General features: G+C 63.1%; 24 protein-coding genes, 1 tRNA gene and 2 pseudogenes. 14 read left to right on the plus strand and 13 right to left on the minus strand.

Annotation, left to right across the window (positions count from 1 at the left end; all coding sequences use genetic code 11):
• Window positions 1-83 precede the first annotated feature (83 nt).
• A complete protein-coding gene (gene crp, locus AWC12_RS15370) occupies window positions 84-758 on the plus strand; it encodes a cAMP-activated global transcriptional regulator CRP (RefSeq protein WP_003931718.1) in 675 nt (224 codons plus the stop codon).
• Window positions 759-774: 16 nt separating this feature from the next.
• Here crp and AWC12_RS15375 read toward each other — a convergent pair whose 3' ends face one another.
• From AWC12_RS15375 to AWC12_RS30600, 3 genes are read right to left on the minus strand one after another with little or no spacing between them, the layout of a single operon-like run.
• Window positions 775-1569 carry an MBL fold metallo-hydrolase gene (locus tag AWC12_RS15375; RefSeq protein WP_085175295.1) on the minus strand — a complete coding sequence of 265 codons (795 nt, stop codon included), beginning with the start codon at window positions 1567-1569 and terminating at the stop codon, window positions 775-777.
• A gap of 9 nt (window positions 1570-1578) precedes the next feature.
• Window positions 1579-2037: a RidA family protein gene (locus tag AWC12_RS15380; RefSeq protein ID WP_085175297.1), complete on the minus strand. Its 459-nt coding sequence runs from the start codon at window positions 2035-2037 to the stop codon at window positions 1579-1581.
• A complete protein-coding gene (locus AWC12_RS30600; protein WP_110808660.1) occupies window positions 2034-2195 on the minus strand; it encodes a Sp36 family protein in 162 nt (53 codons plus the stop codon). The genes AWC12_RS15380 and AWC12_RS30600 overlap by 4 nt, the downstream gene beginning before the upstream one ends.
• 74 nt (window positions 2196-2269) lie before the next feature.
• Here AWC12_RS30600 and bagA point away from each other — a divergent pair, with 74 nt between their 5' ends.
• Together bagA and bagB are read left to right on the plus strand one after the other, a co-directional pair.
• A complete protein-coding gene (gene bagA / locus AWC12_RS15385) occupies window positions 2270-3313 on the plus strand; it encodes an ATPase BagA (RefSeq protein WP_085175299.1) in 1044 nt (347 codons plus the stop codon).
• Between the two features lie 13 nt (window positions 3314-3326).
• Window positions 3327-4454, plus strand: coding sequence for an ATPase BagB (bagB, locus tag AWC12_RS15390; RefSeq protein WP_085175301.1), 1128 nt, complete (start codon window positions 3327-3329; stop codon window positions 4452-4454).
• 127 nt (window positions 4455-4581) lie between these two features.
• Here bagB and AWC12_RS15395 read toward each other — a convergent pair whose 3' ends face one another.
• A complete protein-coding gene (locus tag AWC12_RS15395) occupies window positions 4582-4938 on the minus strand; it encodes a WhiB family transcriptional regulator (RefSeq protein WP_085175303.1) in 357 nt (118 codons plus the stop codon).
• A 298-nt stretch (window positions 4939-5236) separates the two neighbouring features.
• Here AWC12_RS15395 and ponA2 point away from each other — a divergent pair, with 298 nt between their 5' ends.
• From ponA2 to AWC12_RS15420, 4 genes are all read left to right on the plus strand, one after another.
• The gene (gene ponA2 / locus AWC12_RS15400; protein ID WP_024446956.1) at window positions 5237-7699 is read left to right on the plus strand and encodes a transglycosylase/D,D-transpeptidase PonA2; all 2463 of its coding nucleotides are present in this window, start codon (window positions 5237-5239) and stop codon (window positions 7697-7699) included.
• A gap of 46 nt (window positions 7700-7745) precedes the next feature.
• Window positions 7746-8708, plus strand: a complete 963-nt coding sequence (locus AWC12_RS15405; protein ID WP_024446957.1) for a metallophosphoesterase — start codon at window positions 7746-7748, stop codon at window positions 8706-8708.
• Window positions 8705-9805, plus strand: a complete 1101-nt coding sequence (gene cds1 / locus AWC12_RS15410; RefSeq protein ID WP_085175305.1) for an L-cysteine desulfhydrase Cds1 — start codon at window positions 8705-8707, stop codon at window positions 9803-9805. The genes AWC12_RS15405 and cds1 overlap by 4 nt, the downstream gene beginning before the upstream one ends.
• Window positions 9806-10047: 242 nt before the next feature.
• Window positions 10048-10121 (plus strand) — tRNA-Pro (locus tag AWC12_RS15420).
• Between the two features lie 95 nt (window positions 10122-10216).
• On the opposite strand, the pseudogene AWC12_RS32080 reads toward AWC12_RS15420, so the two are convergent.
• From AWC12_RS32080 to AWC12_RS31905, 3 genes and pseudogenes are all read right to left on the minus strand, one after another.
• A pseudogene (locus tag AWC12_RS32080) lies at window positions 10217-10345 on the minus strand (site-specific integrase); the annotation flags it as partial.
• 17 nt (window positions 10346-10362) lie between these two features.
• Window positions 10363-10614 carry a type 1 glutamine amidotransferase family protein gene (locus AWC12_RS15430; protein WP_234814018.1) on the minus strand — a complete coding sequence of 84 codons (252 nt, stop codon included), beginning with the start codon at window positions 10612-10614 and terminating at the stop codon, window positions 10363-10365.
• A gap of 160 nt (window positions 10615-10774) precedes the next feature.
• Window positions 10775-10903: a hypothetical protein gene (locus AWC12_RS31905; protein ID WP_272937886.1), complete on the minus strand. Its 129-nt coding sequence runs from the start codon at window positions 10901-10903 to the stop codon at window positions 10775-10777.
• Window positions 10904-11314: 411 nt separating this feature from the next.
• Between AWC12_RS31905 and AWC12_RS15435 the strand changes: the two genes are divergently transcribed.
• The 5 genes from AWC12_RS15435 to AWC12_RS15460 all read left to right on the plus strand — a co-directional run bounded on the left by AWC12_RS15435 (window position 11315) and on the right by AWC12_RS15460 (window position 15358).
• Window positions 11315-12448 (plus strand): radical SAM protein, encoded by a 1134-nt coding sequence (locus AWC12_RS15435; RefSeq protein ID WP_085175309.1) that lies wholly within the window; start codon window positions 11315-11317, stop codon window positions 12446-12448.
• Window positions 12439-12684: a hypothetical protein gene (locus tag AWC12_RS15440; protein ID WP_133057339.1), complete on the plus strand. Its 246-nt coding sequence runs from the start codon at window positions 12439-12441 to the stop codon at window positions 12682-12684. The genes AWC12_RS15435 and AWC12_RS15440 overlap by 10 nt, the downstream gene beginning before the upstream one ends.
• A 496-nt stretch (window positions 12685-13180) precedes the next feature.
• Entirely contained in the window at window positions 13181-13342 is a 162-nt protein-coding gene (locus AWC12_RS15450) for a hypothetical protein (protein ID WP_234814020.1), read from the plus strand.
• 415 nt (window positions 13343-13757) lie between these two features.
• Window positions 13758-14744 carry an alpha/beta hydrolase gene (locus AWC12_RS15455; RefSeq protein WP_234814021.1) on the plus strand — a complete coding sequence of 329 codons (987 nt, stop codon included), beginning with the start codon at window positions 13758-13760 and terminating at the stop codon, window positions 14742-14744.
• A gap of 137 nt (window positions 14745-14881) precedes the next feature.
• Entirely contained in the window at window positions 14882-15358 is a 477-nt protein-coding gene (locus tag AWC12_RS15460) for a hypothetical protein (RefSeq protein WP_110808645.1), read from the plus strand.
• A gap of 220 nt (window positions 15359-15578) precedes the next feature.
• Here AWC12_RS15460 and AWC12_RS15465 read toward each other — a convergent pair whose 3' ends face one another.
• From AWC12_RS15465 to AWC12_RS15495, 6 genes and pseudogenes are all read right to left on the minus strand, one after another.
• Window positions 15579-17522 carry a hypothetical protein gene (locus tag AWC12_RS15465; protein ID WP_234814022.1) on the minus strand — a complete coding sequence of 648 codons (1944 nt, stop codon included), beginning with the start codon at window positions 17520-17522 and terminating at the stop codon, window positions 15579-15581.
• 398 nt (window positions 17523-17920) lie between these two features.
• Entirely contained in the window at window positions 17921-18778 is an 858-nt protein-coding gene (locus tag AWC12_RS15470) for a hypothetical protein (RefSeq protein WP_133057340.1), read from the minus strand.
• A 114-nt stretch (window positions 18779-18892) separates the two neighbouring features.
• Complete coding sequence (locus AWC12_RS15475) at window positions 18893-19585, minus strand: hypothetical protein (protein WP_133057341.1); 693 nt, start codon at window positions 19583-19585, stop codon at window positions 18893-18895.
• An 886-nt stretch (window positions 19586-20471) separates the two neighbouring features.
• Window positions 20472-20758, minus strand: a pseudogene (locus AWC12_RS15485) (acyl carrier protein).
• Window positions 20759-20971: 213 nt separating this feature from the next.
• Entirely contained in the window at window positions 20972-22096 is a 1125-nt protein-coding gene (locus tag AWC12_RS15490) for a hypothetical protein (protein WP_085175322.1), read from the minus strand.
• A 9-nt stretch (window positions 22097-22105) separates the two neighbouring features.
• Window positions 22106-22498, minus strand: coding sequence for an ASCH domain-containing protein (locus AWC12_RS15495; RefSeq protein WP_133057342.1), 393 nt, complete (start codon window positions 22496-22498; stop codon window positions 22106-22108).
• Window positions 22499-22542: 44 nt separating this feature from the next.
• Between AWC12_RS15495 and AWC12_RS30835 the strand changes: the two genes are divergently transcribed.
• Window positions 22543-22920, plus strand: a complete 378-nt coding sequence (locus tag AWC12_RS30835; protein ID WP_133057343.1) for a hypothetical protein — start codon at window positions 22543-22545, stop codon at window positions 22918-22920.
• Between the two features lie 929 nt (window positions 22921-23849).
• Window positions 23850-24410 carry a hypothetical protein gene (locus AWC12_RS31360; protein ID WP_207576438.1) on the plus strand — a complete coding sequence of 187 codons (561 nt, stop codon included), beginning with the start codon at window positions 23850-23852 and terminating at the stop codon, window positions 24408-24410.
• The last annotated feature ends 255 nt before the right edge of the window (window positions 24411-24665 follow it).

The following is a 24665-nucleotide window of genomic DNA, read 5'->3' on the forward strand; positions in this document are numbered from 1 at the left end:
GCGACGGCGTACCTCTAAACTGACTTGGCGATCTTTCGAGGTCGTCATTTGTCTGACAACCGAACGCTTTTAAGAGGGGCAACGTGGACGAGATCCTGGCAAGGGCCGGAATCTTCCAGGGTGTGGAACCCAGCGCCGTATCCGCGCTGACGAAGCAGCTGCAACCCGTCGACTTTCCCCGTGGACACACCGTGTTCGCCGAGGGCGAGCCCGGCGACCGCCTGTACATCATCATCTCGGGCAAGGTGAAGATCGGCCGGCGTTCGCCGGACGGTCGGGAAAACCTTCTGACGATCATGGGTCCGTCCGACATGTTCGGCGAGCTGTCGATCTTCGACCCCGGCCCGCGGACGTCGAGCGCCACCACCATCACCGAGGTGCGCGCCGTATCCATGGACCGTGAGGCGCTGCGGGCGTGGATCGCCGACCGCCCCGAGATCGCTGAGCAGTTGCTGCGCGTGCTGGCCCGTCGCCTTCGCCGCACCAACAACAACCTCGCGGACCTGATCTTCACCGACGTGCCCGGCCGCGTCGCCAAGCAGCTGCTGCAACTCGCGCAGCGCTTCGGCACTCAGGAGGGCGGTGCGCTGCGCGTGACGCACGACCTGACGCAGGAGGAGATCGCTCAGCTCGTCGGAGCGTCGCGAGAGACCGTCAACAAGGCGCTCGCCGATTTCGCCCACCGCGGCTGGATCCGCCTGGAGGGCAAGAGCGTCCTGATCTCCGACTCCGAACGCCTGGCGCGCCGCGCACGCTAGCAATTCCGGCGGGGGGTCAGCGCCGCAGATAGTCGAGTTGGGCCTGCACCGACCATTCGGCTGCGTCCCAAAGCTTTTCGTCGACATCGGTGTAGACGTGCTCGACAACCTGTCGCGCGCTCGCGTCCTCGCCGAGGTGCCGCAGGGCTCGCCGCACCTGCTCGAGGCGTTCCTCGCGATGGGCGAGATAGCTGTCGGCGACGGCCACCATGTCGTCGAGTTCGGGGCCGTGGCCCGGCAGCACCGTGCGGTGGCCGAGCCCGCGTAGCCGGACCAACGATTCGAGATAGTCGCCGAGGTCGCCGTCTTCTCTGTCGATGACGGTCGTACCGCGACCGAGGATGGTGTCGGCGGTCAACACGGCACCATTCCCGTCGCCCCGAACATCGTCGACCAGGAAGGAGACCGAGTCTGCGGTGTGCCCGGGGGTGGCCATCACGGTGATGGTCAGGCCCACCGCGTCGATCACTTCCCCGTCGGTCAGCGGTCCGCCGAGTCCTCGCTGGAACCCGCTGCCCACCGAGCGGACGACCGCCCCGGTCAGGTCGACGATCCGGTCGATTCCGCCCGTATGGTCCGCGTGCCGGTGACTGATCAAAACAAGTGGGATCGGGCCGAGCGCGGCGAGACGCTCGATGTGTTCGTCCTTGTCGTCGGGTCCGGGGTCGATGACGATCATTTCGTCGGTACCCGGACCGCGCAGCACCCAGGTGTTCGTGCCTTCCAACGTGAGCAGCCCCGGGTTCTCGCACAGCAGCACCGACGCGGTGTCGGTCACCGGCCGCAGCAGTCCGTACGCGGGGTGCTCCACTGGGTCGTCCTAGCCGATCTCCGCGATGACTTCGACCTCCACCGGCGCATTGCGCGGTAACTCCGAGACCCCGACCGCCGAGCGAGCATGCGCGCCCGCGTCCCCGAAGATTTCTCCGAACAGCTCCGACGCACCGTTGATGACGCCGGGCTGCCCGTCGAAGCCGGGGGCGGAGGCCACGAAGCCCACGACCTTGACCACCTTGACCACCGCGTCGATGCCGACGAGCGCGTCGATCGCCGCCAACGCGTTGAGTGCACACTGGCGCGCCAGCGCCTTGGCATCTTCTTGCGGCACGTCGGCGCCGACCTTGCCGGTCGCGAGCAGGTTGCCGTTGTGGATCGGCAGCTGGCCGGCGGTGTAGACGAGGTTCCCGGTGCGCACTGCGGGCACGTAGGCCGCCAGCGGCGCCACCACCTGCGGCAGTTCGATGCCCAGTTCGGTCAGTCGGGCCGACCAGTGACTCATTTGGCTCGCTTCAAATATGCGACGTGCTGCTCGCCGGTCGGGCCAGGCAGGACCGAGACGAGTTCCCAGCCGTCCTCGCCCCACTGGTCGAGGATCTGCTTGGTCGCGTGGGTCAGCAGCGGAACGGTGGCGTATTCCCATTTGGTCGCTTCGCTCACGCTGCCCACCTCGTCTGTTCGCTCATGCGGCTGAGCTTATCCGGCCGCCGAGCCGCTATGGCTAGCATGCTGGGGTGGCTACCACTTCTCCTGGGACAACGGACGGTCCCAAACCGGTCGGCTGGCCGTCGCGCCTGACCAAAGCGCGCCTGCATTTCGTCAGCGGCAAGGGCGGCACCGGCAAATCGACCATCGCCGCGGCGCTCGCGCTCGCGCTGGCCGCGGGCGGCCGCCGCGTCCTGTTGGTGGAAGTTGAAGGGCGCCAAGGTATTGCGCAACTCTTCGATGTTCCGCCGCTGCCCTACGAAGAGGTCAAGATCGCGACCGCCGAACGCGGCGGCCAGGTCAACGCGCTGGCGATCGACACCGAAGCCGCGTTCCTCGAGTACCTCGACATGTTCTACAACCTGGATCTGGCCGGCCGCGCGATGCGCCGTATCGGCGCGGTCGAGTTCGCGACGACGATCGCGCCCGGCCTTCGGGACGTGCTGCTGACCGGCAAGATCAAAGAGATCGTCACCCGCACCGACAAGGAGCAGCCACGGGGTAAGGGGTCGAAGTACGACGCGGTGGTCGTCGATTCGCCGCCGACCGGCCGCATCGCACGCTTCCTCGACGTGACGAAGGCGGTGTCCGATCTCGCCAAGGGCGGTCCGGTGCACTCTCAGGCCGAGGGCGTTGTCAAACTGCTGCACTCCGACCTGACGGCCATTCACCTGGTGACGCTGCTGGAGGCACTGCCGGTCCAGGAGACGCTGGAGGCGATCACTGAACTGCGGGAAATGGGCCTGCCGATCGGCAGCGTCATCGTCAACCGCAACATCCCGACCTATCTGGCGCCGGACGATCTGGCCAAAGCTGCCGAGGGAGTCGTCGACGCGGACGCGGTGCAAGCCGGCCTGCAAGCCGCGGGAATCACGTTGTCGGAGGCCGACTTCGCAGGTCTGCTCACCGAGACGATTCAGCACGCGACTCGGATCGCAGCGCGCGCCGAAAGCGCGCAGCAGCTGGCCGATCTCGACGTGGCGCGGCTCGATCTGCCCGCGATCGCCGACGGTGTGGACCTCGGAAGCCTGTACGAACTAGCCGAAGAGCTCGCCCATCAGGGCGTGCGGTGACTGGAGAGAAACGATGAGCACGACCCCGGCAGCCCTCGACATGGCTTCGATCCTGCGCGACACCTCCAACCGCGTCGTGGTGTGCTGCGGCGCGGGCGGTGTGGGCAAGACGACGACCGCTGCCGCAATGGCGTTGCGGGCGGCCGAATATGGGCGCACCGTCGTCGTGCTGACCATCGATCCGGCCAAACGGCTCGCGCAGGCGTTGGGCATCCGCAGTCTCGGGAACACGCCTCAGCGGGTGCCGCTGGCACCCGAGGTCACCGGTGAGCTGCACGCGATGATGCTCGACATGCGCCGCACGTTCGACGAGATGGTGGTGCAGTACTCCGGGCCGGGTACCGCCGACGCCATTCTGGACAACCAGTTCTACCAAACGGTCGCCACCTCTCTTGCCGGCACGCAGGAGTACATGGCCATGGAGAAGCTGGGACAGCTTCTGGCAGAAGACAAATGGGACTTGGTGGTCGTCGACACCCCGCCGTCGCGCAACGCGCTGGACTTCCTGGATGCGCCGAAGCGGTTGGGCAGCTTCATGGACAGCCGGCTGTGGCGGATCCTGTTGGCGCCGGGACGAGGAATCGGCCGATTGGTGACGGGTGCGATGGGCTTGGCGATGAAGGGGATGTCGACCATCCTCGGCTCGCAAATGCTTTCGGACGCAGCAGCTTTCGTGCAATCCCTGGACGCGACATTCGGCGGCTTCCGCGAGAAGGCCGACCGCACCTATGAGCTTCTCAAGCGGCGCGGCACCCAGTTCGTCGTGGTGTCGGCACCCGAGCCCGACGCGCTGCGCGAGGCGTCGTTCTTCGTCGACCGTCTCGCAGGCGAGCACATGCCGCTGGCAGGGTTGATCCTCAACCGCACGCATCCGACGTTGTGTGAGCTTCATGCCGACAAGGCAGAGGAGGCGGCCGAGGAGCTGGAGAAGTCTCAGCCGGACTCGGTGGCAGCCGCCGCATTGCGCATCCACGCGGCGCGCGCCTCGACGGCCAAACGGGAAGTCCGTCTGCTGTCCCGGTTCACCGGCGCAAATCCGGCGGTCGCCATCGTCGGCGTCCCATCATTGCCGTTCGACGTGTCCGACCTCGAAGCGCTGCGGGCTATCGCGGATCAGATCTGCGTCCAAAAGTCGGCCTAGGAAGCGCCGGACGCCGCGCCCAGGCAAGCGCGGCGTCCGTCGATCCAGGTTTGTGGTGTCTGACAGATGAGCCAACCCGCGAATCAGGCAATCGCGGCTTAATTGCTGCCAAACCCCGCCGGACTAATTAGCCAGCAGTGCGGTGTTTGCGCTGAGCGGCAAAAAAGTCAGCCCAGGAAACAACCTCGGGGTGCTGCTTGAGGAGTGCGCGACGTTGACGCTCGGTCATGCCTCCCCACACACCGAACTCCACGCGATTGTCCAGGGCGTCGGCACCGCATTCCGCGATCACCGGGCAGTGCCGGCAGATCACCGCGGCTTTGCGCTGCGCGGCCCCTCGGACGAACAGCTCGTCCGGATCGGTCTGGCGACACCGAGCCTGCGAAACCCAAGCAATACGGGCTTCTGCCTCTTTACCCTGCACAATAAGCTGGGCAGATGGATTCAAGGTGGTGTTACGAGCCGCGGGCTTGATAGTTGACACCAGCGATCCCCTTATCGTTCTGGCCGCGCCCCGACAACGCAGACGACTGTTTACCCTCGCGTCGATCGCTAGTGCGATCTACGCCACATTGCGAGTACTGGGTGTGACCTGCATCGCACTGTGCGCTCAATTTAGGTGGTCACGGGCGTTCTGCGCAATACATTCGTGACCACTTTTTTGGGACGACCGTGCCGTCAAATGTGTACAGTGCCGAACTTCGGCGTTTGACATGCCCTGACATGAGAGATCCGAGCTGCTCGATAGAGGCTCTGCCGATACTCGTCGCTAGTCTGTACGCATGCCGGAGCACCCCCCGACACGCCCGCCGCGCGCGGTGACGGTCATCAAGCTCGCCTGGTGCGTCCTGCTCGCCAGCGTCGTCGTCGCCGGCCTGATGTTTCCCGTCGTCGGTGGGTTCGGCCTGGTGTCCAACCGCGCCTCCGATGTCGTTGCCAACGGTTCCGCGCAGTTGGTGGAGGGCGAGGTGCCTCAGGTCTCCACGATGACCGACGCCAAGGGCAACATCATCGCCTGGCTCTACACCCAGCGACGCTTCGAAGTTCCCAGCGATCAAATCGCCAACACGATGAAGCTGGCGATCGTCTCCATCGAGGACAAAAGGTTTGCCGACCACAACGGCGTCGACTGGCAGGGCACTCTGACGGGCCTGTCCGGGTATCTGTCGGGCAACCTCGACACCCGCGGCGGCTCGACCATCGAGCAGCAGTACGTGAAGAACTATCAGCTGCTGGTGATCGCCCAGACCGACGCCGAGAAGCGCGCCGCGATCGAGACCACGCCCGCGCGCAAGCTGCGCGAGATCCGCATGGCGTTGACGCTGGACAAGACGTTCACCAAGCCCGAGATCCTGACGCGCTACCTCAATCTGGTGTCCTTCGGTAACAACGCGTTCGGCGTACAGGACGCCGCCCAGACATACTTCGGGATCAACGCCTCGGAGCTGAACTGGCAGCAGGCGGCACTGCTGGCCGGCATGGTGCAGTCGACGAGCACGCTGAACCCCTATACCAATCCTGATGGCGCGCTGGCCCGTCGCAACGTCGTGCTCGACACCATGATCGAGAACCTGCCCGAGTACGCCGAGGAGCTGCGCGCGGCTCGTCAGCAGCCGCTCGGCATCCTGCCGCAGCCCAAGGAGCTACCCAGGGGCTGCATCGCCGCGGGTGACCGTGCGTTCTTCTGCGACTACGTGCTGGACTACCTCGCCAGGGCGGGCATCAGCAAGGACCAGGTGGCCAAGGGCGGCTACCTGATCAAGACGACGTTGGAGCCCGACGTCCAGGCGTCGGTCAAGAACGCGATCACCCAGTTCGCCAGCCCCGATTTGCCCGGTGTCGCGAGCGTGATGAGCGTGATCAAACCCGGCAAGGAATCGCATCCGGTTCTCGCGATGGCGAGCAACCGCACCTACGGCCTCAATCTCGATGCCGGCGAGACGATGCAGCCGCAGCCGTTCTCCCTGGTGGGCAACGGTGCGGGGTCGGTGTTCAAGATCTTCACCACCGCCGCAGCCATGGAGATGGGGATGGGCATCAACGCCCAGCTGGACTCCCCGTCGCGTTTCGAAGCGAAAGGCTTGGGAAGCGGCGGTGCGCGGGGCTGCCCGCCGGCCACCTGGTGTGTGCAGAACGCCGGCAACTACCGGGGCACGATGAGCGTCACCGACGCGTTGGCGACCTCACCGAACACGGCGTTCGCGAAGCTGATCGCTCAGGTAGGTGTGCAGCGGACCGTCGACATGGCGGTGCGCCTGGGCCTGCGGTCCTACGCGTTGCCCGGTACGGCCCGTGACTACGACCCCGAGAGCAACGAGAGCCTGGCCGATTTCGTGAAGCGTCAGAACATCGGCTCGTTCACCCTGGGCCCGATCGAGGTGAATGCCCTGGAACTGTCGAACGTGGCGGCGACGCTTGCCTCGGGCGGCACGTGGTGCCCGCCGAATCCGATCGCCGAGCTCTATGACCGATACGGCGAGCCGGTGTCGGTGACGACCGAGACGTGCGAGCAGGTGGTTCCCGAGGGCCTCGCCAACACCCTGGCCAACGCGATGAGCAAGGACGACACGGGAGCGGGTACCGCGGCAGGCGCTGCCGGGTCGGTCGGCTGGAGCCTGCCGATGTCGGGCAAGACGGGCACCACCGAGGCCAACCGCTCGTCGGCCTTCCTGGGTTTCACCAACCAGTACGCGGCCGCGAGCTACATCTACGACGACTCGCCCGCGCCGACGGAGCTGTGCTCGTTCCCTCTGCGACAGTGCGGTTCGGGAAACCTGTTCGGCGGCAACGAGCCGGCCAGGACGTGGTTCACCGCGATGCAGCCGATCGCAACGGCGTTCGGTGATGTGGCACTGCCTCCGACCGATCCTCGGTACGTGGAGGGAGCACCGGGCTCGCGGGTGCCGAGTGTCGCAGGCTTGAGCCAGGACACCGCCCGGCAGCGGCTACGTGAGGCAGGTTTCCAGGTCGCCGACCAGGCGACGCCGGTCAACAGCGCGTCGTCCTACGGCACGGTGGTCGGTACGTCGCCGAGTGGCCAGACGGTGCCCGGCTCGATTGTCACGATCCAGATCTCAAACGGCATCGCGCCGGCACCTCCTCCGCCGCCGCCTGGGGCTCCGCCGGGAGGCCCTCCGCCGCCGGTGGGGCAGACGGTCATTCAGATCCCTGGCCTGCCACCGATCACGGTGCCCGTGCTGGGACCGCCGCCGCCACCCGCGCCGCCGCCACCGCCGCCGGGCTGACCCCGACAGACTGTCCCTCACAGGCTCTGGCAGTAGTCTGGCGTTCATGTCTGCTTCAGCCGGTGACATTCTGAAGACCACGGCCGTCGCCTCCATCGGCACCCTGGTCGCGGGCATCGCATATGGATCGCTGATCGAACGCAATGCCTTCGTCATGCGGGAGGCGACGATGCCGGTGCTCTCGCCGGGCTCCTCGCCGCTGAAGGTGCTGCACATCAGCGACATCCACATGCGGCCCGGGCAGCGTCGCAAGCAGGCATGGCTGCGCGACCTGGCCCGCTGGGAGCCCGATCTCGTCGTGAACACCGGCGACAACCTGTCCCACCCCAAGGCCGTTCCTTCGGTGGTGCAGGCGCTCGGTGACCTGTTGGCGGTCCCCGGCGTCTTCGTCTTCGGCAGCAACGACTACTTCGCGCCGAAGCTGAAGAACCCCGCGAACTATCTGACGAAGCCGACCCGCCGGATCCACGGCGAGCCGCTGCCCTGGCAGGACCTGCGGGCGGCGTTCACCGAGCGGGGCTGGCTGGACATGACTCATACGCGTCGCGAATTCGAGGTGGCCGGCCTGCACATCGCTGCCGCCGGCGTCGACGATCCGCACCTGACCCGCGACCGTTACGACACCATCGCCGGCCCGGCGAGCCCGGCTGCGAACCTGACGCTCGGGTTGACGCACTCCCCCGAACCTCGGGTTCTCGATCGCTTCGCCGCCGACGGCTACCAGCTGGTGATGGCCGGCCACACCCACGGCGGCCAGCTGTGCCTGCCGTTCTACGGCGCGATCGTCACCAACTGCGAACTCGACCGGTCCCGCGTCAAGGGTCCGTCGCGGTGGGGTGCCCGCACCCAGCTACATGTGTCCGCGGGTATCGGCACGTCGCCGTACGCACCGCTGCGCTTCTGCTGCCGTCCCGAGGCGACGTTGCTGACATTGGTCGCCGCGCCGACCGGCGGTTCCGACACCGGCTCACGAGCCGGCCAGCAGCACCCGACCGTATCGGCGCGGTGAGCCCGCCTGTCCTTTGTCGCCGCCAGTCGCGGGCGTGGGTGGACAATGCGGTCCGGCTGATCGAGGCCGACGCGCGCCGCAGCGCCGATACCCACCTGCTCCGCTATCCGCTGCCGTCGAGCTGGTCGGGTGATGTCGATGTCGCGCTCTACCTCAAGGACGAGACGACCCACATCACCGGCAGTCTGAAGCACCGGCTGGCGCGCTCGCTGTTCCTCTATGCGCTGTGCAACGGATGGATCGGTGAGGACACCACTGTCATCGAGGCGTCGTCGGGTTCGACGGCCGTGTCGGAGGCGTACTTCGCGGCGATGCTCGGGTTGCCGTTCATCGCGGTGATGCCGGCCTCGACGAGCGCGTCGAAGATCGCACTGATCGAATCACAGGGCGGCCGTTGCCATTTCGTCTCAGAGTCAGCTCAGGTCTATGCCGAGGCGCAGCGACTGGCAGACGAGACCGGCGGACATTACCTCGATCAGTTCACCAACGCCGAGCGGGCCACGGACTGGCGCGGCAACAACAACATCGCGGAGTCGATCTTCGAGCAGCTCGGCGAAGAGACCCACCCGGTGCCGGAATGGATCGTGGTGGGGGCGGGCACGGGCGGGACGAGCGCGACAATCGGCCGCTACATCCGCTATCGGCGCTACCCGACGCGCCTGTGCGTGGTGGATCCCGAGAACTCCGCGTTCTTCCCGTCCTACGAGCGCGACGATCCCGCCTATGTGACGGGAAAGTCGTCGCGGATCGAGGGAATCGGCCGTCCCCGTGTCGAGCCGTCGTTCCTGCCGGGTGTGGTGGATCGGATGGTGTCGGTTCCCGACAACGCATCTGTCGCCGCTGCCCACCACGTCAGCCGGGTGCTGGGTCGGCGCGTGGGCCCGTCGACGGGAACCAACATCTGTGGCGCGTTCAGTGTGTTGGCGGAGATGGTCGAACAGAGGTGCAGCGGGTCAGTGGTGACGCTGCTCGCCGACAGTGGCGACCGCTACGCAGACACCTACTTCTGCGAGGAATGGCTGAGCAGCCACGGCATCGAACCGTCGGAGTCAGCCGGATCGCTGGCCGAGTTCGAGCGCTCCGGCCGCTGGCCCTGATCCTTGGGGCGCCGCGTCAGCGGTACATCGGACGTGAGGAACAGCCACAGTGCTGCCAGCGCGAAGAAGCCCAGGTAGATCGATGCGCCCAACCCAGTCATGTCACGCCCCGTTCCGGTCGATGTTGTTTCTCAGTGTGCATAACGCCACCGACACCTCTGTTCCTTCCCACGGCGTGTCGTAAACCCGACGGCCGTTTGGCTTCGACGGTGTGCGGTGCGATACGCTGTCGTGGCTTCACTCGGGGTGTGGCGCAGCTTGGTAGCGTGCTTCGTTCGGGACGAAGAGGTCGTGGGTTCGAATCCCGCCACCCCGACTCGTGTTGGTGCAGGTAGGGGGCCCTGACTGGTTAGCCAGTGCGGGGCCTTCTCTCGTTCCAGTCCGCAGTTGGTCCGCAGCGGGTTCCAGAGACTTGGTTCGAGCATCGTCCAGAGCCGCTGAAACCAGCTCTAGATCATCGGGGAATAGGTCGGCATACGTGTGCACCGCCGAAGCGTGCCCCAACATCGTCTGCACCGCCTTGACGTTGGCGCCCGCAGATGGGAGGTGATGTCCTCCTATGTCGGCATTGGGAACAAGGCCAGGTGCGATGGCGTAAAGCCGCTGGCTTGCGTGGCCTCGGTGAGGTAGTGCAGTACCGCCTTGTCATCGCCCATCGCGTTGGCCAACAGGCAGATTCGTGGCGATCGGCCCGTCACCCCCGATCGATCTACTGCGAAATCTGTCAGCGCGGTGAAGGCGAATCGGGTCCGGCGACCCGAGGCGATACCGCCGCTGGTCGCCAGAATGGTCGGCGCATCCGCAGGCATAAAGCGACCGTATGCCCCCGCCTTCAATGCCAGCAACCAAGTTTGATGGCCTTGTTGTCCCCGTTGAAGTCACCACCCCAGGGTTCACGCCAATGATGGTGTCAACGCTTGACATCGTCGTTGAGAGTCTCGATGGATTTGGGTGTCCGCACGCCCCGATTTAGGCGGTGAGGCCGACTTTATAGCGGGCGAAATCGCAGGCGATGGCTTTAAGTTCGTCGACGCCGAGATAGCCGGGCGTGGTGGGCGTGCATGTGATGCGAGGATCGCTCGCCCGGGTGTGTGCCATGGCGGCATCCTCGGAAGTGATTGTGGCCGTGCCAGTTTGGACGCCGATCCCGTCAATGGCCGTGAGCAGGCGCCGCGCGGTGGTGTGGGGTCGGTGGCGCGGAACTTAACTGGTGCCGTGGGCGACCAGTTCGACAAGGAAGGTCAAACACGGTATTGATCGCGTGGGCGTGGGCAGGCAGCGACGGACCACGCCAGCTTATCGAGGCCGCGCCGATCCAAAACACCGCCGCGTGCTTTCCTCGCGTCGGCACGGCTGGGATGGGAGCCGACTTTTCGAATTGTTTGTTCTGTCAGCACAGTGCGCGTGTACATTAGCTCATCATTCGCAGAAGGAGGCTGCGGTGCAGAGCTTCGCCCTCTCGGCGGTCTGCTCGCACGCTACTTCCGTAGGGGGCTGGGACAAGTAACAATGAGCAGTGCCGTAATTTACAGAACGAACTCCTGCAATCTACGGTGTATTCATTGTTCCGTCGGTCCAGATCTCTCAAGCAGAAGAGCAGGACTTTCGCTAAGCCAATTTAAGACCAGCCTAGACAACCTAGCAAGAAATGGCACCACCCGGGTGACCATACTGGGCGGAGAGCCTCTTTCAGACCCTCTGCTGTATCCAATTTTGGAGCACGCCGGCGCAGTTGGAATCGCGGTCACTTACAACACTAACTTGACCCTGAAAACGATTGACTTTGCGAAGCTAGCTTCCTACTCCGCATTCTCTGGATTCATCGTAAGTATCGATGGTGGTCGAGCGGATATTCACGACAAGGTAAGGGGCCGAGTCGGTGCGTTCAGTAGAACGCTGAATAACATTTCCCTCTACAATCAGGCCCGAGCTCAATCAACAACGCGCCCCGAATTGGAGGTCAACTTCGTACTCTCTGGAGTGAATGCATGTTCGATCGGCGATCTATTCCGCCTCTGCGAAGACAATCTGGTTGACGTTCTCGGCGTGACCCCCGTGCACTTTACGGGTTTCGCATCTGATAATCGTGAAGACTTGGACGCCGACCTGTTTGGGCGTCGCCTTGCCATTGAACAGGTGATTCTTTACAAATATTTCTCCAGGAGGATGCGCATTCGTATCGACACCCCGCCTCGTGTCGTTCGATACATGAAAGAACGGTACGGCTTGACGATCGAACGTTCAAAACCGGCATGCCCTGGCACAGGCGTTTACTCTTACGTCGACCTCAAAGGCAATCATTTGCCATGCCCAGCCATGGCATACGAAAACGGGCCGAAATCGCTGTTCGAGCACCGCGCCCCTTCGGCCGATATTACCACCGAGAATTACAGCATTCGCGAAAACTTACTGCTAAGCGCATTCGATCAACAGCGGTCAACACATAACCTATTACAGCGCATGGAGCCGTGCCGGAGCTGCGAGTTCAACCGGGAATGCTTCCCATGCGTTGCCGACTTGATGCGTGGCGCCGAAGACGGGACGACAGAGACATGTCGGATTTTCTCGTCAGCCAATCTTTCTTCACCATTAGCGCCTAAACCAACGTCAGTAAGTATAAATAAGGAGGCATCATGCAGTTAGACGAGGCGAAGAGAAAATTGACAGAACTTCCTGTTTTGGTGGAGTTTATCGCCAATCCTCGGCAGTGGGTCATCGATGCAGGGCTCAACCCCGACGATGACGCGGTCGGGCCCGAACTTGAAAAGATTCTCAAAGACGCACTTGCGAGACTCGCCGAAAGTGTGCCAGCTGTTGACGCGCTGACAGGCACCGCTCAGGAAGTCATCAAGGGAGTTGGTGTGAGTTGCTGCAACTAGCAAGCGCAGGTTATTCGTCTGCGGACGACGACGTCGTACTCACCTTCCCTGACTTAGCGCGTTCGAGTCGTCGCGGCTGAAGGCGCCTATGACTGTCTCATTTCTAGAAAAGCAAGACAGCGCCCAGCCCCCCCGCTGCGTTACCCCAGGTCGAGGGGTCTCATTTCTTGTCTCCCACCGCGTGCCTCGAATTTTCACTTTCGGCGCAGGATGTGACAGCCGTCGTCGGAGTGGCGACAATCTTGGGTCATGCCCGCGTCAGCACTATTGGCCACGACCTTGATGCGCAAGTGACCGGCCTGGCGGCCGCCGGCATCACTGACCATCGAATCTATGAGTCGCCGAAAAGTCTTCATGCGGCTGGCCCGGTGTTGGTTGAGAGACGGTTCACCCATTTAGCGTTAAGCATGAACAATCAGATCAGCATTCGTTCGATGAACCGCCGATGCAACGCTCGTTCCCGTGCATGGGCCCGTCGGGCCTGAGGAGAACAACCATGACCGCCCGGGATCGTGGCAGCGCACGCCTGGCCAAATTGCTGGCTGACCCGCAACGCGCAGCTCGCGTAGCCGCCATCCGCGGGCAGATGGATCAGCCCAACCCCGATTCGCCAGGTCTCGACGACGATGACAACGGCCGTCAGACGGCCGATAAGTGATCCCGCGAGCGGTCGTCGCGCGCAAAGCCCTGACAGATGCGTGGAGCAGTCGGACCAGCCGACCCGCCGCATCATGACGGTCGATGATCTGCGCGGTTCCGCCGACGCTGCCAACAACGTTAACGATCCCGGCGCTTAAAACGCCGCGTGGCGGCGGCGCTAGCAGACAAGCGCGCCTGACCGCGATTCTGGCCGAGGCTGCCCGAGCCGACCAGGAACTCGCCAGCGCAATTGCCATGGCCACCGGTGCCGAGCCAATTCCAGAGGGGCCGCACTCGAACGATCCTGCAGTACAGGACATGCTGAATAATCCGCCCGAGGATCCGCAGCGATTTCATAACGGATGGGAGAAGTTGAGCCAGGAGCAGAAGGACTGGCTGTATGAGCAGGACCACGCCATCGGCAACACCCGGGCATGCCCTTCGAAGACAAAGACCATTACAACCGGATGCACCTCGGCGAACTTCAGTCCGCCAATCAAGCCGAGCTCGATCGCCTGGCCAAAGAACATCCCGGCTGGACCGACGGCCAGCCTGATACGCCAAACCCCAGCTCGCCCGGCTTCCACGAGTGGAAAACACAGTGGGACAATGCAAACAAGACGCGACAGGGATACGAGCAGGTACAGCGGGCTCTGGAATCACCTGACGGTTTGCAGCGCTACCTCGGCGTCATTGATGACCAAGGCCACGCGGCGGTGTCGATAAACAATCCTGACACAGCCACCAGGAACGGCACGTTCGTTCCTGGTACCGGGCAAGACCTGAGCCGACTGGAATTCAGCACGTCGAAATCGGAAGCAATGCTGCAGGCAACGCTCGAAGCCGACCGCAACCTCAAGGTTGAGGATGTTTCGATGACGACCTGGATGGGCTACGACCGTCCGATGAGTATCCTGACCGATGCTCCGTCGCCCAGCTTCGCGCATGATGGCGCCGCGGCGCTGGACGACTTCCAAGCCGGGATGCGCGCCTCACATGACCTGGCCGCCGGCCCGTCCGTCAACACAGTGATCGGTCACAGTTACGGCTCGACGCTGGTGGGTGCCGCTGGACTGGACGGTCATCTCGACGCCAATAACGTTGTGGCCGTGGGGAGTCCCGGCATTCTTGCCGACCACGCGACCGACCTCAGTCTCGCCCCTGGTGCAAACGTGTTCGCGTCGCGGGCCGAGAATGACCTCATCGGCGTTGCCACGTACGCGACCCTCGGGCCAGACCCTATGGGAGCGGGCTTCGGCGCGATTCCGTTCGAGGCGGCACCTGGGGCGGCAGGGCCTTTTGGCACACCCACGATCGACGCCCACAGCAGCTATTGGTCTCCCAGCAATCCTGCGCTTCTCAACATGGGGCGCATCATTGCCGGCAGGACCGATGTCACCCCACCCACATTCACACCATGACTGGACAGGATCGCATCATTCGCGTCATCACGACGGCCACTGTGGCAGCGCTCCTGCTTGCTGCATGTTTGACGTCCGAGCCTGAATCACTCGGTCCGCCGGTGCCGACAGGTTCCACTGAAATACCCGGAGGGCCAATGGAACCAACACCTATCGTCCCGTCGCCCGTCGTCCCGGAGAGCCAGCGACAAGCGCAGGACACGATCAATCGCTACCTGTCCGACACAGTCAACGCCATGCCCAAGGGGACCACGTTGGACGGAACCCGCTACATCGTCGGAGACGGCACCTCCTTCTGCGAAGACAACCCCAGCGGAGACGATCCGCCGGTCAGGGTGACCGACTGGCGCGACGTCGAACCGCCGGAGGGAACGGACTTCGCCGCGCTCATTGATCAGACAGGCGCACTGTGGAAAAGCTGGGGGTGGCAGGTTCTTGAGCGGGACGGGTTCGACAACCGGTTCGGTTACGCGCCTGACGGATACGTGCTTCAGATCAGTGCGCGTCCGGATCCGACCCAGCCTCCATCATTGATCGCCTCGTTGCCGTGTTTTCCCGAGAGTCGGCGTGACAGTGGCGTCCGCAAGATTCGGGTGATTAGCCAAACTCCATGACCAACCCAAACCTGTAGCAGAGAGCCGGCTATCTACATCATTTTCAGATTCGTTATCGATAAGTCGATTTTGGGGTGTTCAGAACTGTTACCCACGTGCGTTTGGGCGCGCTAGGTTTCGGCGTGGGCACCATTAGTTATCTGTAAAGGTGTCAACGACGCTGGTGCGTGCGCCGGCGATGCTGCGATCGCACGCTCCGCGTGTATCTTGGCCATGATGATTATTGCTTGTCGAGAAGCTTCATCACCCTACGGCTGTTGCGCATTATATGGTCACTGACGGGCAATATCGGTATTCCATAGCTGAGCAGGTACAACTGCAGCGAAGCAACACCTTTGGACGCGGCAGTGCGCCATTTCGCGATTAATTCCATCATGTTGGGATTCATTCCGCCCTTCGCCCCAATGTCAGCCATCCCCTCGAGCAACTGAAGGTCTGACAGCGGAACGATCCCGGGGGCGTACACCTGCGGCTGAAGATGCTTGAACGCATTAATACTTCGGAGATTGATATCAAACTGAGCCAGCAGTCCAGTGACGACGCCGGCGTCGGGCACGATGACGAGCGGAGCGTACATCGTCTTGTTGTCGACCTTTTCGTTCTCCCAGCCGCCGTGCTTCTGGACGAGGTCGATGGTGGAGAGTAGTTGCCTGTACTTGCCGCTGTCGGTGTCCATGAAGATCTTCTCGACGTCGGCGCTGTATTCTTCCCAACTCGCAAGGCCTTGCGCCGCATCCGCTTTCACCGCGTGGTTGGTGGCGTCAATCACGATGCAATGGTCTTTACCGAACAGCATCCAGTCACAGACCGACGGCGCTTCGCCCTTCTTCTGCGTCCACGCGACCTGCATATCGTGTTCGTCGACGATCGCCCGCAGATGGGGGCACTTGCCGTGGATGCGATGGAGAATCCCGCTGACGAATTGTTCGAACGCGTCATTCATCGCAGTCTTGAACCGATTGCGCAGCGCTGCTGGGAAACTGGCCCACGCTTCGAAGTAGAGCTGTGCACCGCATAGCCGGTCGAGGGCCCATTGATGGCGGATAACGACGAATGTGTTGTCGTCGACGGCCAGGAAAGGGTACTGCGTGAGGGTGTAGCGCTGATGACTGATTGGCCCAGCGTTGCGATCCTCCTGCAGCTTGGCCTTGAAGTCCTCCAGTCGCGGCGCCATGTTCGCGAAAAGGTAGTCGATCGCGGACTCCGACGCGCCGTCGGCCACTAGTTCATCGCGGGTGAACCGGACCTGATGGCTCTTGGTGCTGCGCTTGATGATCCGGCGTCCGAGACGCATGACGTCGAGTAGTTCGACACCGGTGGCGATCTTAAAGGCCTCCGCGGGCGTCGCCCCCAGGCCGGTCGTCGTCGACCTCGATGCCCACTCCGTGAACCATAAGTCGAAGGAGTTCGAAAGCACGATCTCCAATCTCAGCGGCGCGTTGAAGAGCGCCGACGCGACTTCCTCCTGCATGAGCGGCTTGGCGTACTCGTGCAGCTCTTCAGCGCCCATCTTCGGCAGCTTGCGCTGAAGCATCGCAATCTCGGCGGCGGTGGGCACGTCGCCTGAGAACTCGGAGTTCAGGTTCTGTTCCGTCGTGATCGACAGCAGCATGTGCGTCAGAATGTTGCGGTCGATGACCGGTGCGGCCTCGGCTGCTGTGGCGTATTCGATGACCTCGCGTATAAGCTGCGCGGTCGCACGGGGCGAGATAAGCATGTCGTTGTAAATGACGATCCTGTTGAGGGCCTTCTCGCAAACGCCCCCGGTGCCGCCGCCAGCGAGGAAATCGCCCTCAACGTCGCGTACGCCCAGACTTGTCGTGTAGGCGACGTCCCACTGCGCCTGCAGTCGGGCAACAGTTTCCAGAGCGTCGTAAAGGTCGATGCTGGCAAGTAATTCGCGTCGCTCATCGTCTGTCAGCGGGTTCAATCCAAGCAGTCCGCAGACGATCAGCTGCGGCTGCGACGTCAAGTAGGACATAGTGTGTGACATCAAGTCATCTGTCACCGGATTTCCGGGCGGCGGCATCCACGGCGGCGGCCGATTTCCGGGCGCAGGGGGCACCCGGCCCGAGGCGAACAGAGGGTTGGGCTTGGGCGTGCCCCTGCCGCCGCGCGGACCCCGGTAGCGAGACTTACCCGACATGAGCGTCGGCCCATTCATCGAGCAACTCGTTGATCTGTCAGCTCGACGGTTCGCCGCTCTGTTCGCGGATCGACTTGCAAACAGCGACGAGCAACCTCAACTCGGCGTCGATACTGTCACGAGTGTGCATGTAGTCAAGGCTAAGGAAGCGCGCTGACAACCAGCTAGCAGATTTTCGTCGGCAGTTCGAAGAAGTCCAGGCCCGGTGGCATCGCCGAAGTGCCGGAAGGAGTTGCGGCGCGTCCGTGGCACCGTCGGCTACATGTGCACCATGACACCGTACTGGCCGCGAGGCTTTGGACATGACACTGACGTTTCGATCGGCTCGAACTTCGGAGTTAGCCCGCTTCACTACTCATAAGCCGTGCGCCTACGCGTCCATCGCGTACTGCGCAGAGCACTACGGCGCCGTGGCCCTACATCAGCCGTTGCGTCATCCGGCCCCGGCCTTGGTCATCGATCTGCAGACTCATCCGACCGCCGGTGAGCGTGGCGAGGTTCTGCAAAGTGTCAGCGACGGTCGCGTCAAGGGCCGTGGCGATGACCGCAATGGCGCGACGCGCCACATCGGTAGTGCGGGCGGTGAGGCCATCACTGGCGACGTGCCGACGCGCTATAGCCGACACACGAATTCCGTTGGGGTTGCCCGCGTAATCATAGGTGTTTTCTGCGAACCCTGATTGAGCATCAACTCCGCGGACCGCCTCGTGCTCTTTGCGCCAGCGATGGGCGTTCTCTCCGCGGATGTCCATCACCGCCGACCACTCGGCCGACGTCCGCAACTGCTCCAACCGGTCCACCGCCGGCTGATGAATCGCCGGCAGGTTTGACCGGAGCGAAACCAGCGTATCTTCGCGCAGCGACAACCAGGCGCCCGCGTCGTTGGTGACAAACGGCTGGTAGGTAGCGCCCAACTTCTTCAAACCCCGTATACCCCCAAGCGCGTCGCGAACCATAGGGTCGGTCCGCGCAACACGAACGACTAAGTTCACCAGTCGATGCCCGATGCTGACCGCGGTGTCGCACACGGTGTCGGCGAGGAATCGCTGTGCGAGCGCCATGCCAGGCCGCTGGCGCTCGTGCTCTATCAGTTTCGCGTGCCAGACCACTTCGACCATGGTTGCTGCGCAGATCATCAGCGATTCCGCCATCGACCCTGCCAGTGCGCAGGTCTCGCGCCACTGGCTGGTGCGTAAGTCAGCGAACGGATCGGGCTCGAAGTCACTGCGGCTGTACTCCCACACGCGGTCACAGACGCCATGCACGGCATCCAAGCCGAGGTCCGCCAGTTCGGGCCGAAGATCGACATCGCCACCGTGGGCGCCGATGTGGAACAGTTTCAGCCAGGCGGTGTCAGGCGAAGCGCTCATGCTGCACCCCCTCCCAGATCAAAGCTCGCCCAAATCGGTTGGCCGGAAGTTCCTTGTTGGCCGACTCGAAACCGGTGTCACGTTCAGAGAATTGGGCGCGATCTGACCGTGAAATTTCGCAGCTCGGGGATTGCGCGGCACCGAATAGTCCTCGTCAGGCGGCACCGCGGACACGGCGTTGATGATTGGGTGTCCAACCTCAGGCCACGCGAATGCCATCATCTTGTAGCTGCTCTTCGGAGAGCCAGCCCGCGAGAAGGTGATCCCGCAGGGACGGTAGATCTGTGCCGCTGGTGGCAACTCAAAGCTGATAAGAAACTCAAAACTAGCGATCTGCACGTAACCACCAAGGATCTCGCTACCCACACTCGCAGGCCGAAGACGTATGGCTTTCGGTACCGACGGAAGATCGTGATCGCGATCAAGCAAAACGTAGAGCCCCCACGCCTGGGGCCACGGAGCTCCCCGCCAGAGAATTTCGGCCAACTGCTCGGTCGTCACACCGTGTCGGAAACGATAGGCAGTCCTTCCGTCCACTTCGAGGGCGCCGGCCTCGACCGCGCCCCAGAGCACTTTGAGCATCCACAATTCGAAGTAGGGACCACTCACCATGGTGAAACCACGCGGAAAGCTGTCCCGATCGTCGTTGCCGAGGTACCTGAAGACGTCAAGGTGATCTTCTACGGAGTAGCGGAAGAATTCGGCGGCCATCTTGTCCAACGGTGACAGGGCGTTGTTGTGGCGGCGGCACAGCATCTTGCGGGAGAGCCGATCTGCTTACGCCGTTCGGTCTTGCTCTGCCATGCGGCACCTTCGACTACGACGACCTTCCCGTCAGCTGAGATTGCGTTCAGAACGTCGTCGGTGATGAAGTGCTCGCGTGTCAATTCTCCGTCACAGTCCTTGCTCGCACGGGCATAGCAGCCCGGGTTCGCGTAGCCCGTGCGTGGACCGGTAAGCAGTGGCGGAGGCGGTACGGCAATCCACGATCCATCCGCCGCGCGGTGGCACCGAATAGCCTGACACCGAGACCCGCAGGGGCAATCGTCCTCGGGCGGCGGTCCGTACCACTGACTGACACGCACGTCGGGGTCTCGGACGACCCGTTCGCCAAGTTGCCGGATTGCCTGTTGAAGGCCATCGCTCACGTCCCGACGATAGCTGTGAACGAGGCCAAGGTTCCACATGTCCACTTGGGGCGCCGGCTTCTTGGGTTGTCATCGCTGCTGGTAGCGAGGTCCCATACTGCTATCACGTTGTGAGGTCGAATAAGTGCTGAGGGTCGAATTCGGCGCCAGGCTATCTACTCGCGAGCAGTCGCTGGATCAAAAAGCAGCGCAACGTGCAGACCGCCGCGACGTTCCGCCCGACCTGCCCGAGTACGGCACCGGACGCTGGCTGATCTGCGAAGCGGCGGATTGGCTCCCCGAGTACCAAGCGCTCCTGACCGACGCCCTAAACACAGGCCGGGCGCTGGGCGGACAGCTGCTTGACTTTGGCTGTCGATCGGGGCGTCGTTTGTTCGTAGATCTCGTCGACGGTCAGTCTTTGACGTCTGTCGCTGTTCGTGAATGCTGACGTCCCTCGCGACGGCGTCTCATTCGGCTCGTTTGTCGAACTCGGCGCGGATCGCTTCCGCGGCTTCGCGGTTGTCTTCGGCGAGCTGTTGGAGGTATGCGATGACGTCGCCGACGGTGCGCAGGCCTGCGAGGTCTTCGTCGGGGATCTTCACGCCATATTTGTCCTGGGTCTGGACGCGATCTCGACCATTGATAGCTAGTCGATATCCAGGTCGTCGACGAAGGACAATTCGATGGTGACTTCCGCTGGTTCGATGCCCCGATCAGAGCCAGACGCGCCTCGCGAGGACTGCGAGGGAGATATCGGGCGCTCGTCTTGGCCATTAATGAGACCGTTGAAGTAGCAGAGACAGAACGGCAGCTAGCGAGATTGCCGTCGCCCTCAAAATTGCGGCGGTGGCAGCGGTTACATGGGTACCGCAGCAGCTCGCCGACAACGCCGGCCAGAACGTCGGCGTCCACCCTGACCGTCGATCCCCCGCGGTTGCCAACCCCGCCGACTCACGAAAGGTTGTGATCAGGGGCCCGGTCGCCGCCCGAGCAGCAGCCGCTCGCACCACCGGACCCACATGCGGGGTTTTTCGAAGCGGTTCATAGCGAAACCGACCAGCCAGCGACCTACGGCGATAATGCCGGCGAGGCTGGCCAGGCCGAGGAACGACACCATGAACTTCCCCGCGGTGCGGACGTGGTCGGCGGTGACAACCGGAATCCAGCCCGAGCGCACCACGGCTGCAGCGAGCAGCACCCCGATGAACGACCAGAACAAGATCTTCGCCTTGTTCAGATGGCGATCGTAGGTGGCGAAGACCCGGAACGGGTTGTCTGATGATACGTCCGGGTCGCTGCGCCAGTAGTACACCAGCTGCACGTTCGCCGGGTGCATGTAGGCGACGCGTTGCAAATAGGTGCTCCACGCACGGGTCTCCAGGATCCGCATGTTTCGCGGCTGCGGGCTAGCCGTCAGGAGCTGGTATTGGTCGGGCAGCATGGCGAAGAAGTTCACCACTTCGATCGGCACGATTCGGGGACGAAGCGTCACTTCCCTTGCGCGATTTCGACTTTCGCGTACATCGGCGATCCGGAAGTCCAGGATCACTCCCCCGAAGGGACTCCTCGGGGTCAGGAGCGGCCTGTTGGCGAACACTCGCAGTCGGAACCGCACGTACACCTCCGACCCCGGTGCGAGCGGGGATGCCAGCGGAACCCGGTAGTGCGAGGAGCGGTGAAGTTCGTCCGGTTGCTCAATCGCGGTCATGTTCGTGGTGTCGACGTGGCGTAGGTGGAACTCGTCGCCCGACTTCAGCTTCAGGGAATGGTCCGGACTGGTCCCTGAGACGGTGACGGGTTCACCAAAGATGAGCTCCGCCGTCTCGGGGTGAAGCAGCGTGTCATGCAAGTCCAGACAACCCCTGAACTGGTCCCACTTGTTCCCGTCTTCAACCTTAAACGGAAGAAGAAGTTCGACAGCTTCGACCGGCTCGGAACCAGTCGCCGAGATCGCCAGGCCCAGGTCGAAGTATAGGAGCCGTCGACCGGGCGCAAAGGATCGGAGCACCCACACGTTGATGTGGCATCGGGTGATCGTGAATGTGGCGTTGGCGTCGGCATCGGTTGGCTTTAAGACGGCGAAGTACCCCACGGCGGCCCTTTATCGCGATGGGATGTAGACGTAACACTGCGGCGCCACGTTCACCCCGAGCGAGTCCAACGACACCGGATGATCTAGACGCCTTGGTTGAGCGATCTCGATCGCGGTGGGGCGGCGTGCGCCGCGCAAATACGACTCGACGAAACCGCGCTCACCATCATCCGGCTCCAGCGCGCGCAGATCGCCGTCACCGATGTCGACGAGACCGTCGACGCGAAAGTGTCCGGTTACCGCCCGAACCGGCGTCGGCTCATAGATGAACACCTTGAGACCGGGACTGAACCGAGGACGTTGACGCCGGAACTCGAACCGCTTATCGCCTCGATAGATTCGGTCAGCGTGCGGGGCCCGAATCGACATCACAGCGCTCAACGCAGCTCCGTCGGCAGGCATGCCATCACGTACTCACTGCGTTCCGGGCCGTACCGGTCCGGCTCATGGGCCACGGTCAGGAAACCGACCGGGGCGAAGGCGCGGTGCACACTATCGTGGTGGTGTTCGGCCACCGTGACATGAACCTGCTGAACTCCCTCGTGCACCCAGCGGTCGTGCAGGTTCCGAATGAACGTTCCGCCGACACCACAGTTGCGGAACTCGTCGGCGATCAGGAAGGTGCTCAGTTTGAGCCGGCCGAATCCCTTCGGCGTCTCAATGGCCACTCCCGCTACCGCCTCATGAACTTCGACGAGAGTGCAGCGAGCCCTGCCCGCCAACGCATCGTCCAGTCGACGCTCAAGCCACGCGCCACCGTTTGGGTACAGCTCCGGCAGAACAGCCAACAATTTCTGTACACATGGCAGATCCTCGTGCTGTAGATCACGTGTCGTGGGTCGCTCCATCCGAGCCGGAAGGCTCCGAGATGGATGAATAAGCACCACCAGCGCCCTCCCTTTTCACGTGCGGTAACAGAAGCCCTCGACATCAGAGTAATTGTGCCCGCCGACGGAAACCTGGTATTCCCTGCTCAGCGTGTCCAAGCGGCGGCTAGGCGTGCGACTGGCCCGCGGTTCGCAAACCTGGGGCTCGATGGGCTCGATCCTGCCAGTACTAATCGCGTGCCCCCTCGTGAACCATTGCCTCGACGTGCGACGCGCACCCCACACCCGACACGCCACTTCGGGCTCAAGTCACACACGTACCATGCAACAGCTTCTCTCCAAGGTCACTTAAGCTCTATTGCCGCAGAGTCCGACGGTTCCGAGCCGATCGTTCTGACGATGTGCGGAGCAAGCCCGGAAGAAGCAGAGCGGCCGACTGGTTTGCATCGACACCGGTGGACGAGGGTAGTCCGCAGCCGGTCCGCAGCAGACCAATCGCCACGCACACGTTCCCAACGCTTCAAGCGGCCCTAACCTGGGATTTCAAACGCCACCCACGTAACCAGCTCAATCAAACGCGCTGGTCTCGTCATTCGGGACGAAGAGGTCGTGGGTTCGAATCCCGCCACCCCGACTCGTGTGAATCAGAAGAGGCCCTGATCCGATTTCCGGTTTCGGGGCCTTCTTTCATTCCGACCGCAGGGGGTTCCCGGGAGGTTGGGATTCCTTGGCGGGGCCGATGGTGAGGCGGCGGATCGGCTCGACAGTGGGGCCGTTGATAAGGACGCCCCACGTGGTCTGCCGCTCTGTAGATCTGCCGACTTCAGAACCGCCAAAAGTACAGGGAAACACCTGATTCAATCCTGGTTCGCAGACTTTAACGTCGCCCTGAGTCGCGCCGCGAGGGCGCGTGTTCAGGAGGAAGCATGAACATCGAGCTTGCCGCGGCCATGGCGGTACCAACCGTGGCACTTGCTTTGACCATGGGCGCAGGCAGCGCCCCGGCGTCAGCCCAACCCTACGGCCCGGACACCTGCATCTCGGGTTTCGTGTGGCGCGAAGCCCGCGGCGGCGACAATGTATGCGTCACGCCGGACATCCGCGACGCGGTCGCCCAACAGAACGCCAACCCGGGCGCCCACAAGGACCCCAGCGCCGGGTCCGGACCACAGGGCTGCGCTTCGGGCTTCGTCTGGCGCGAGGCCTTCGACGGCGACACCATCTGCGTGACGCCTGCATTCAGGCAACAGATGTTCGACGCCAACGCCGCTGCCTCCAGCCGCAAGGCCGTCAACCAGGCGCCCGCACCCGCGCAGCAACCCGATCCGGATCCAGGTGGGCCGCCCCCACAACCCGGGTATGGAGCCCCAGGCGGTGGTGAGACTCCTTGGGAGGACATTGACAACAAAGACGCGTGCAGTCCGGATCCGATGGCCCCGTCGGCCGAGTACAACACGGATCTCTGCATGGTGCCGCACGAAGGCTAAGACCGGTGGTGCTCGAGCCGGCAGGGGCTGGCTTCCTTCGGTGACACGCGGATTCGGATCGCGATGGTGAACCGACGTTCAGTCGGTTGACCGAATTGGTGCCCGGAACCTCCCGTGGGCTCGCCTAGTGTTCTTGATGACCCGTCGAACCTGCGAGCTGAATGGAACTTGCCGACCAGTGCTGCCCTCCCGTTCCCGGTTGGAGAGCTGGAATCCGGACTCCCTGACATACACCGGGAGAGCAGTCAGAGATCA

Source organism: Mycolicibacterium iranicum (assembly GCF_002101705.1).
Classification (GTDB): domain Bacteria; phylum Actinomycetota; class Actinomycetes; order Mycobacteriales; family Mycobacteriaceae; genus Mycobacterium; species Mycobacterium iranicum.

What these genes read in the sequence shown, in the direction of transcription:
- AWC12_RS15380 (WP_085175297.1), bottom strand. Translation starts at nt 2,037, where the DNA reads ATGAGTCACTGGTCGGCCCGACTGACCGAACTGGGCATCGAACTGCCG.
- bagB (WP_085175301.1), top strand. Translation starts at nt 3,327, where the DNA reads ATGAGCACGACCCCGGCAGCCCTCGACATGGCTTCGATCCTGCGCGAC.
- ponA2 (WP_024446956.1), top strand. Translation starts at nt 5,237, where the DNA reads ATGCCGGAGCACCCCCCGACACGCCCGCCGCGCGCGGTGACGGTCATC.
- AWC12_RS15405 (WP_024446957.1), top strand. Translation starts at nt 7,746, where the DNA reads ATGTCTGCTTCAGCCGGTGACATTCTGAAGACCACGGCCGTCGCCTCC.
- AWC12_RS15430 (WP_234814018.1), bottom strand. Translation starts at nt 10,614, where the DNA reads ATGCCTGCGGATGCGCCGACCATTCTGGCGACCAGCGGCGGTATCGCC.
- AWC12_RS31905 (WP_272937886.1), bottom strand. Translation starts at nt 10,903, where the DNA reads ATGGCACACACCCGGGCGAGCGATCCTCGCATCACATGCACGCCCACC.
- AWC12_RS15435 (WP_085175309.1), top strand. Translation starts at nt 11,315, where the DNA reads ATGAGCAGTGCCGTAATTTACAGAACGAACTCCTGCAATCTACGGTGT.
- AWC12_RS15440 (WP_133057339.1), top strand. Translation starts at nt 12,439, where the DNA reads ATGCAGTTAGACGAGGCGAAGAGAAAATTGACAGAACTTCCTGTTTTG.
- AWC12_RS15450 (WP_234814020.1), top strand. Translation starts at nt 13,181, where the DNA reads ATGACCGCCCGGGATCGTGGCAGCGCACGCCTGGCCAAATTGCTGGCT.
- AWC12_RS15455 (WP_234814021.1), top strand. Translation starts at nt 13,758, where the DNA reads ATGCCCTTCGAAGACAAAGACCATTACAACCGGATGCACCTCGGCGAA.
- AWC12_RS15460 (WP_110808645.1), top strand. Translation starts at nt 14,882, where the DNA reads ATGGAACCAACACCTATCGTCCCGTCGCCCGTCGTCCCGGAGAGCCAG.
- AWC12_RS15465 (WP_234814022.1), bottom strand. Translation starts at nt 17,522, where the DNA reads ATGAATGGGCCGACGCTCATGTCGGGTAAGTCTCGCTACCGGGGTCCG.
- AWC12_RS15475 (WP_133057341.1), bottom strand. Translation starts at nt 19,585, where the DNA reads ATGGCCGCCGAATTCTTCCGCTACTCCGTAGAAGATCACCTTGACGTC.
- AWC12_RS15495 (WP_133057342.1), bottom strand. Translation starts at nt 22,498, where the DNA reads ATGCCTGCCGACGGAGCTGCGTTGAGCGCTGTGATGTCGATTCGGGCC.
- AWC12_RS30835 (WP_133057343.1), top strand. Translation starts at nt 22,543, where the DNA reads ATGGGCCACGGTCAGGAAACCGACCGGGGCGAAGGCGCGGTGCACACT.
- AWC12_RS31360 (WP_207576438.1), top strand. Translation starts at nt 23,850, where the DNA reads ATGAACATCGAGCTTGCCGCGGCCATGGCGGTACCAACCGTGGCACTT.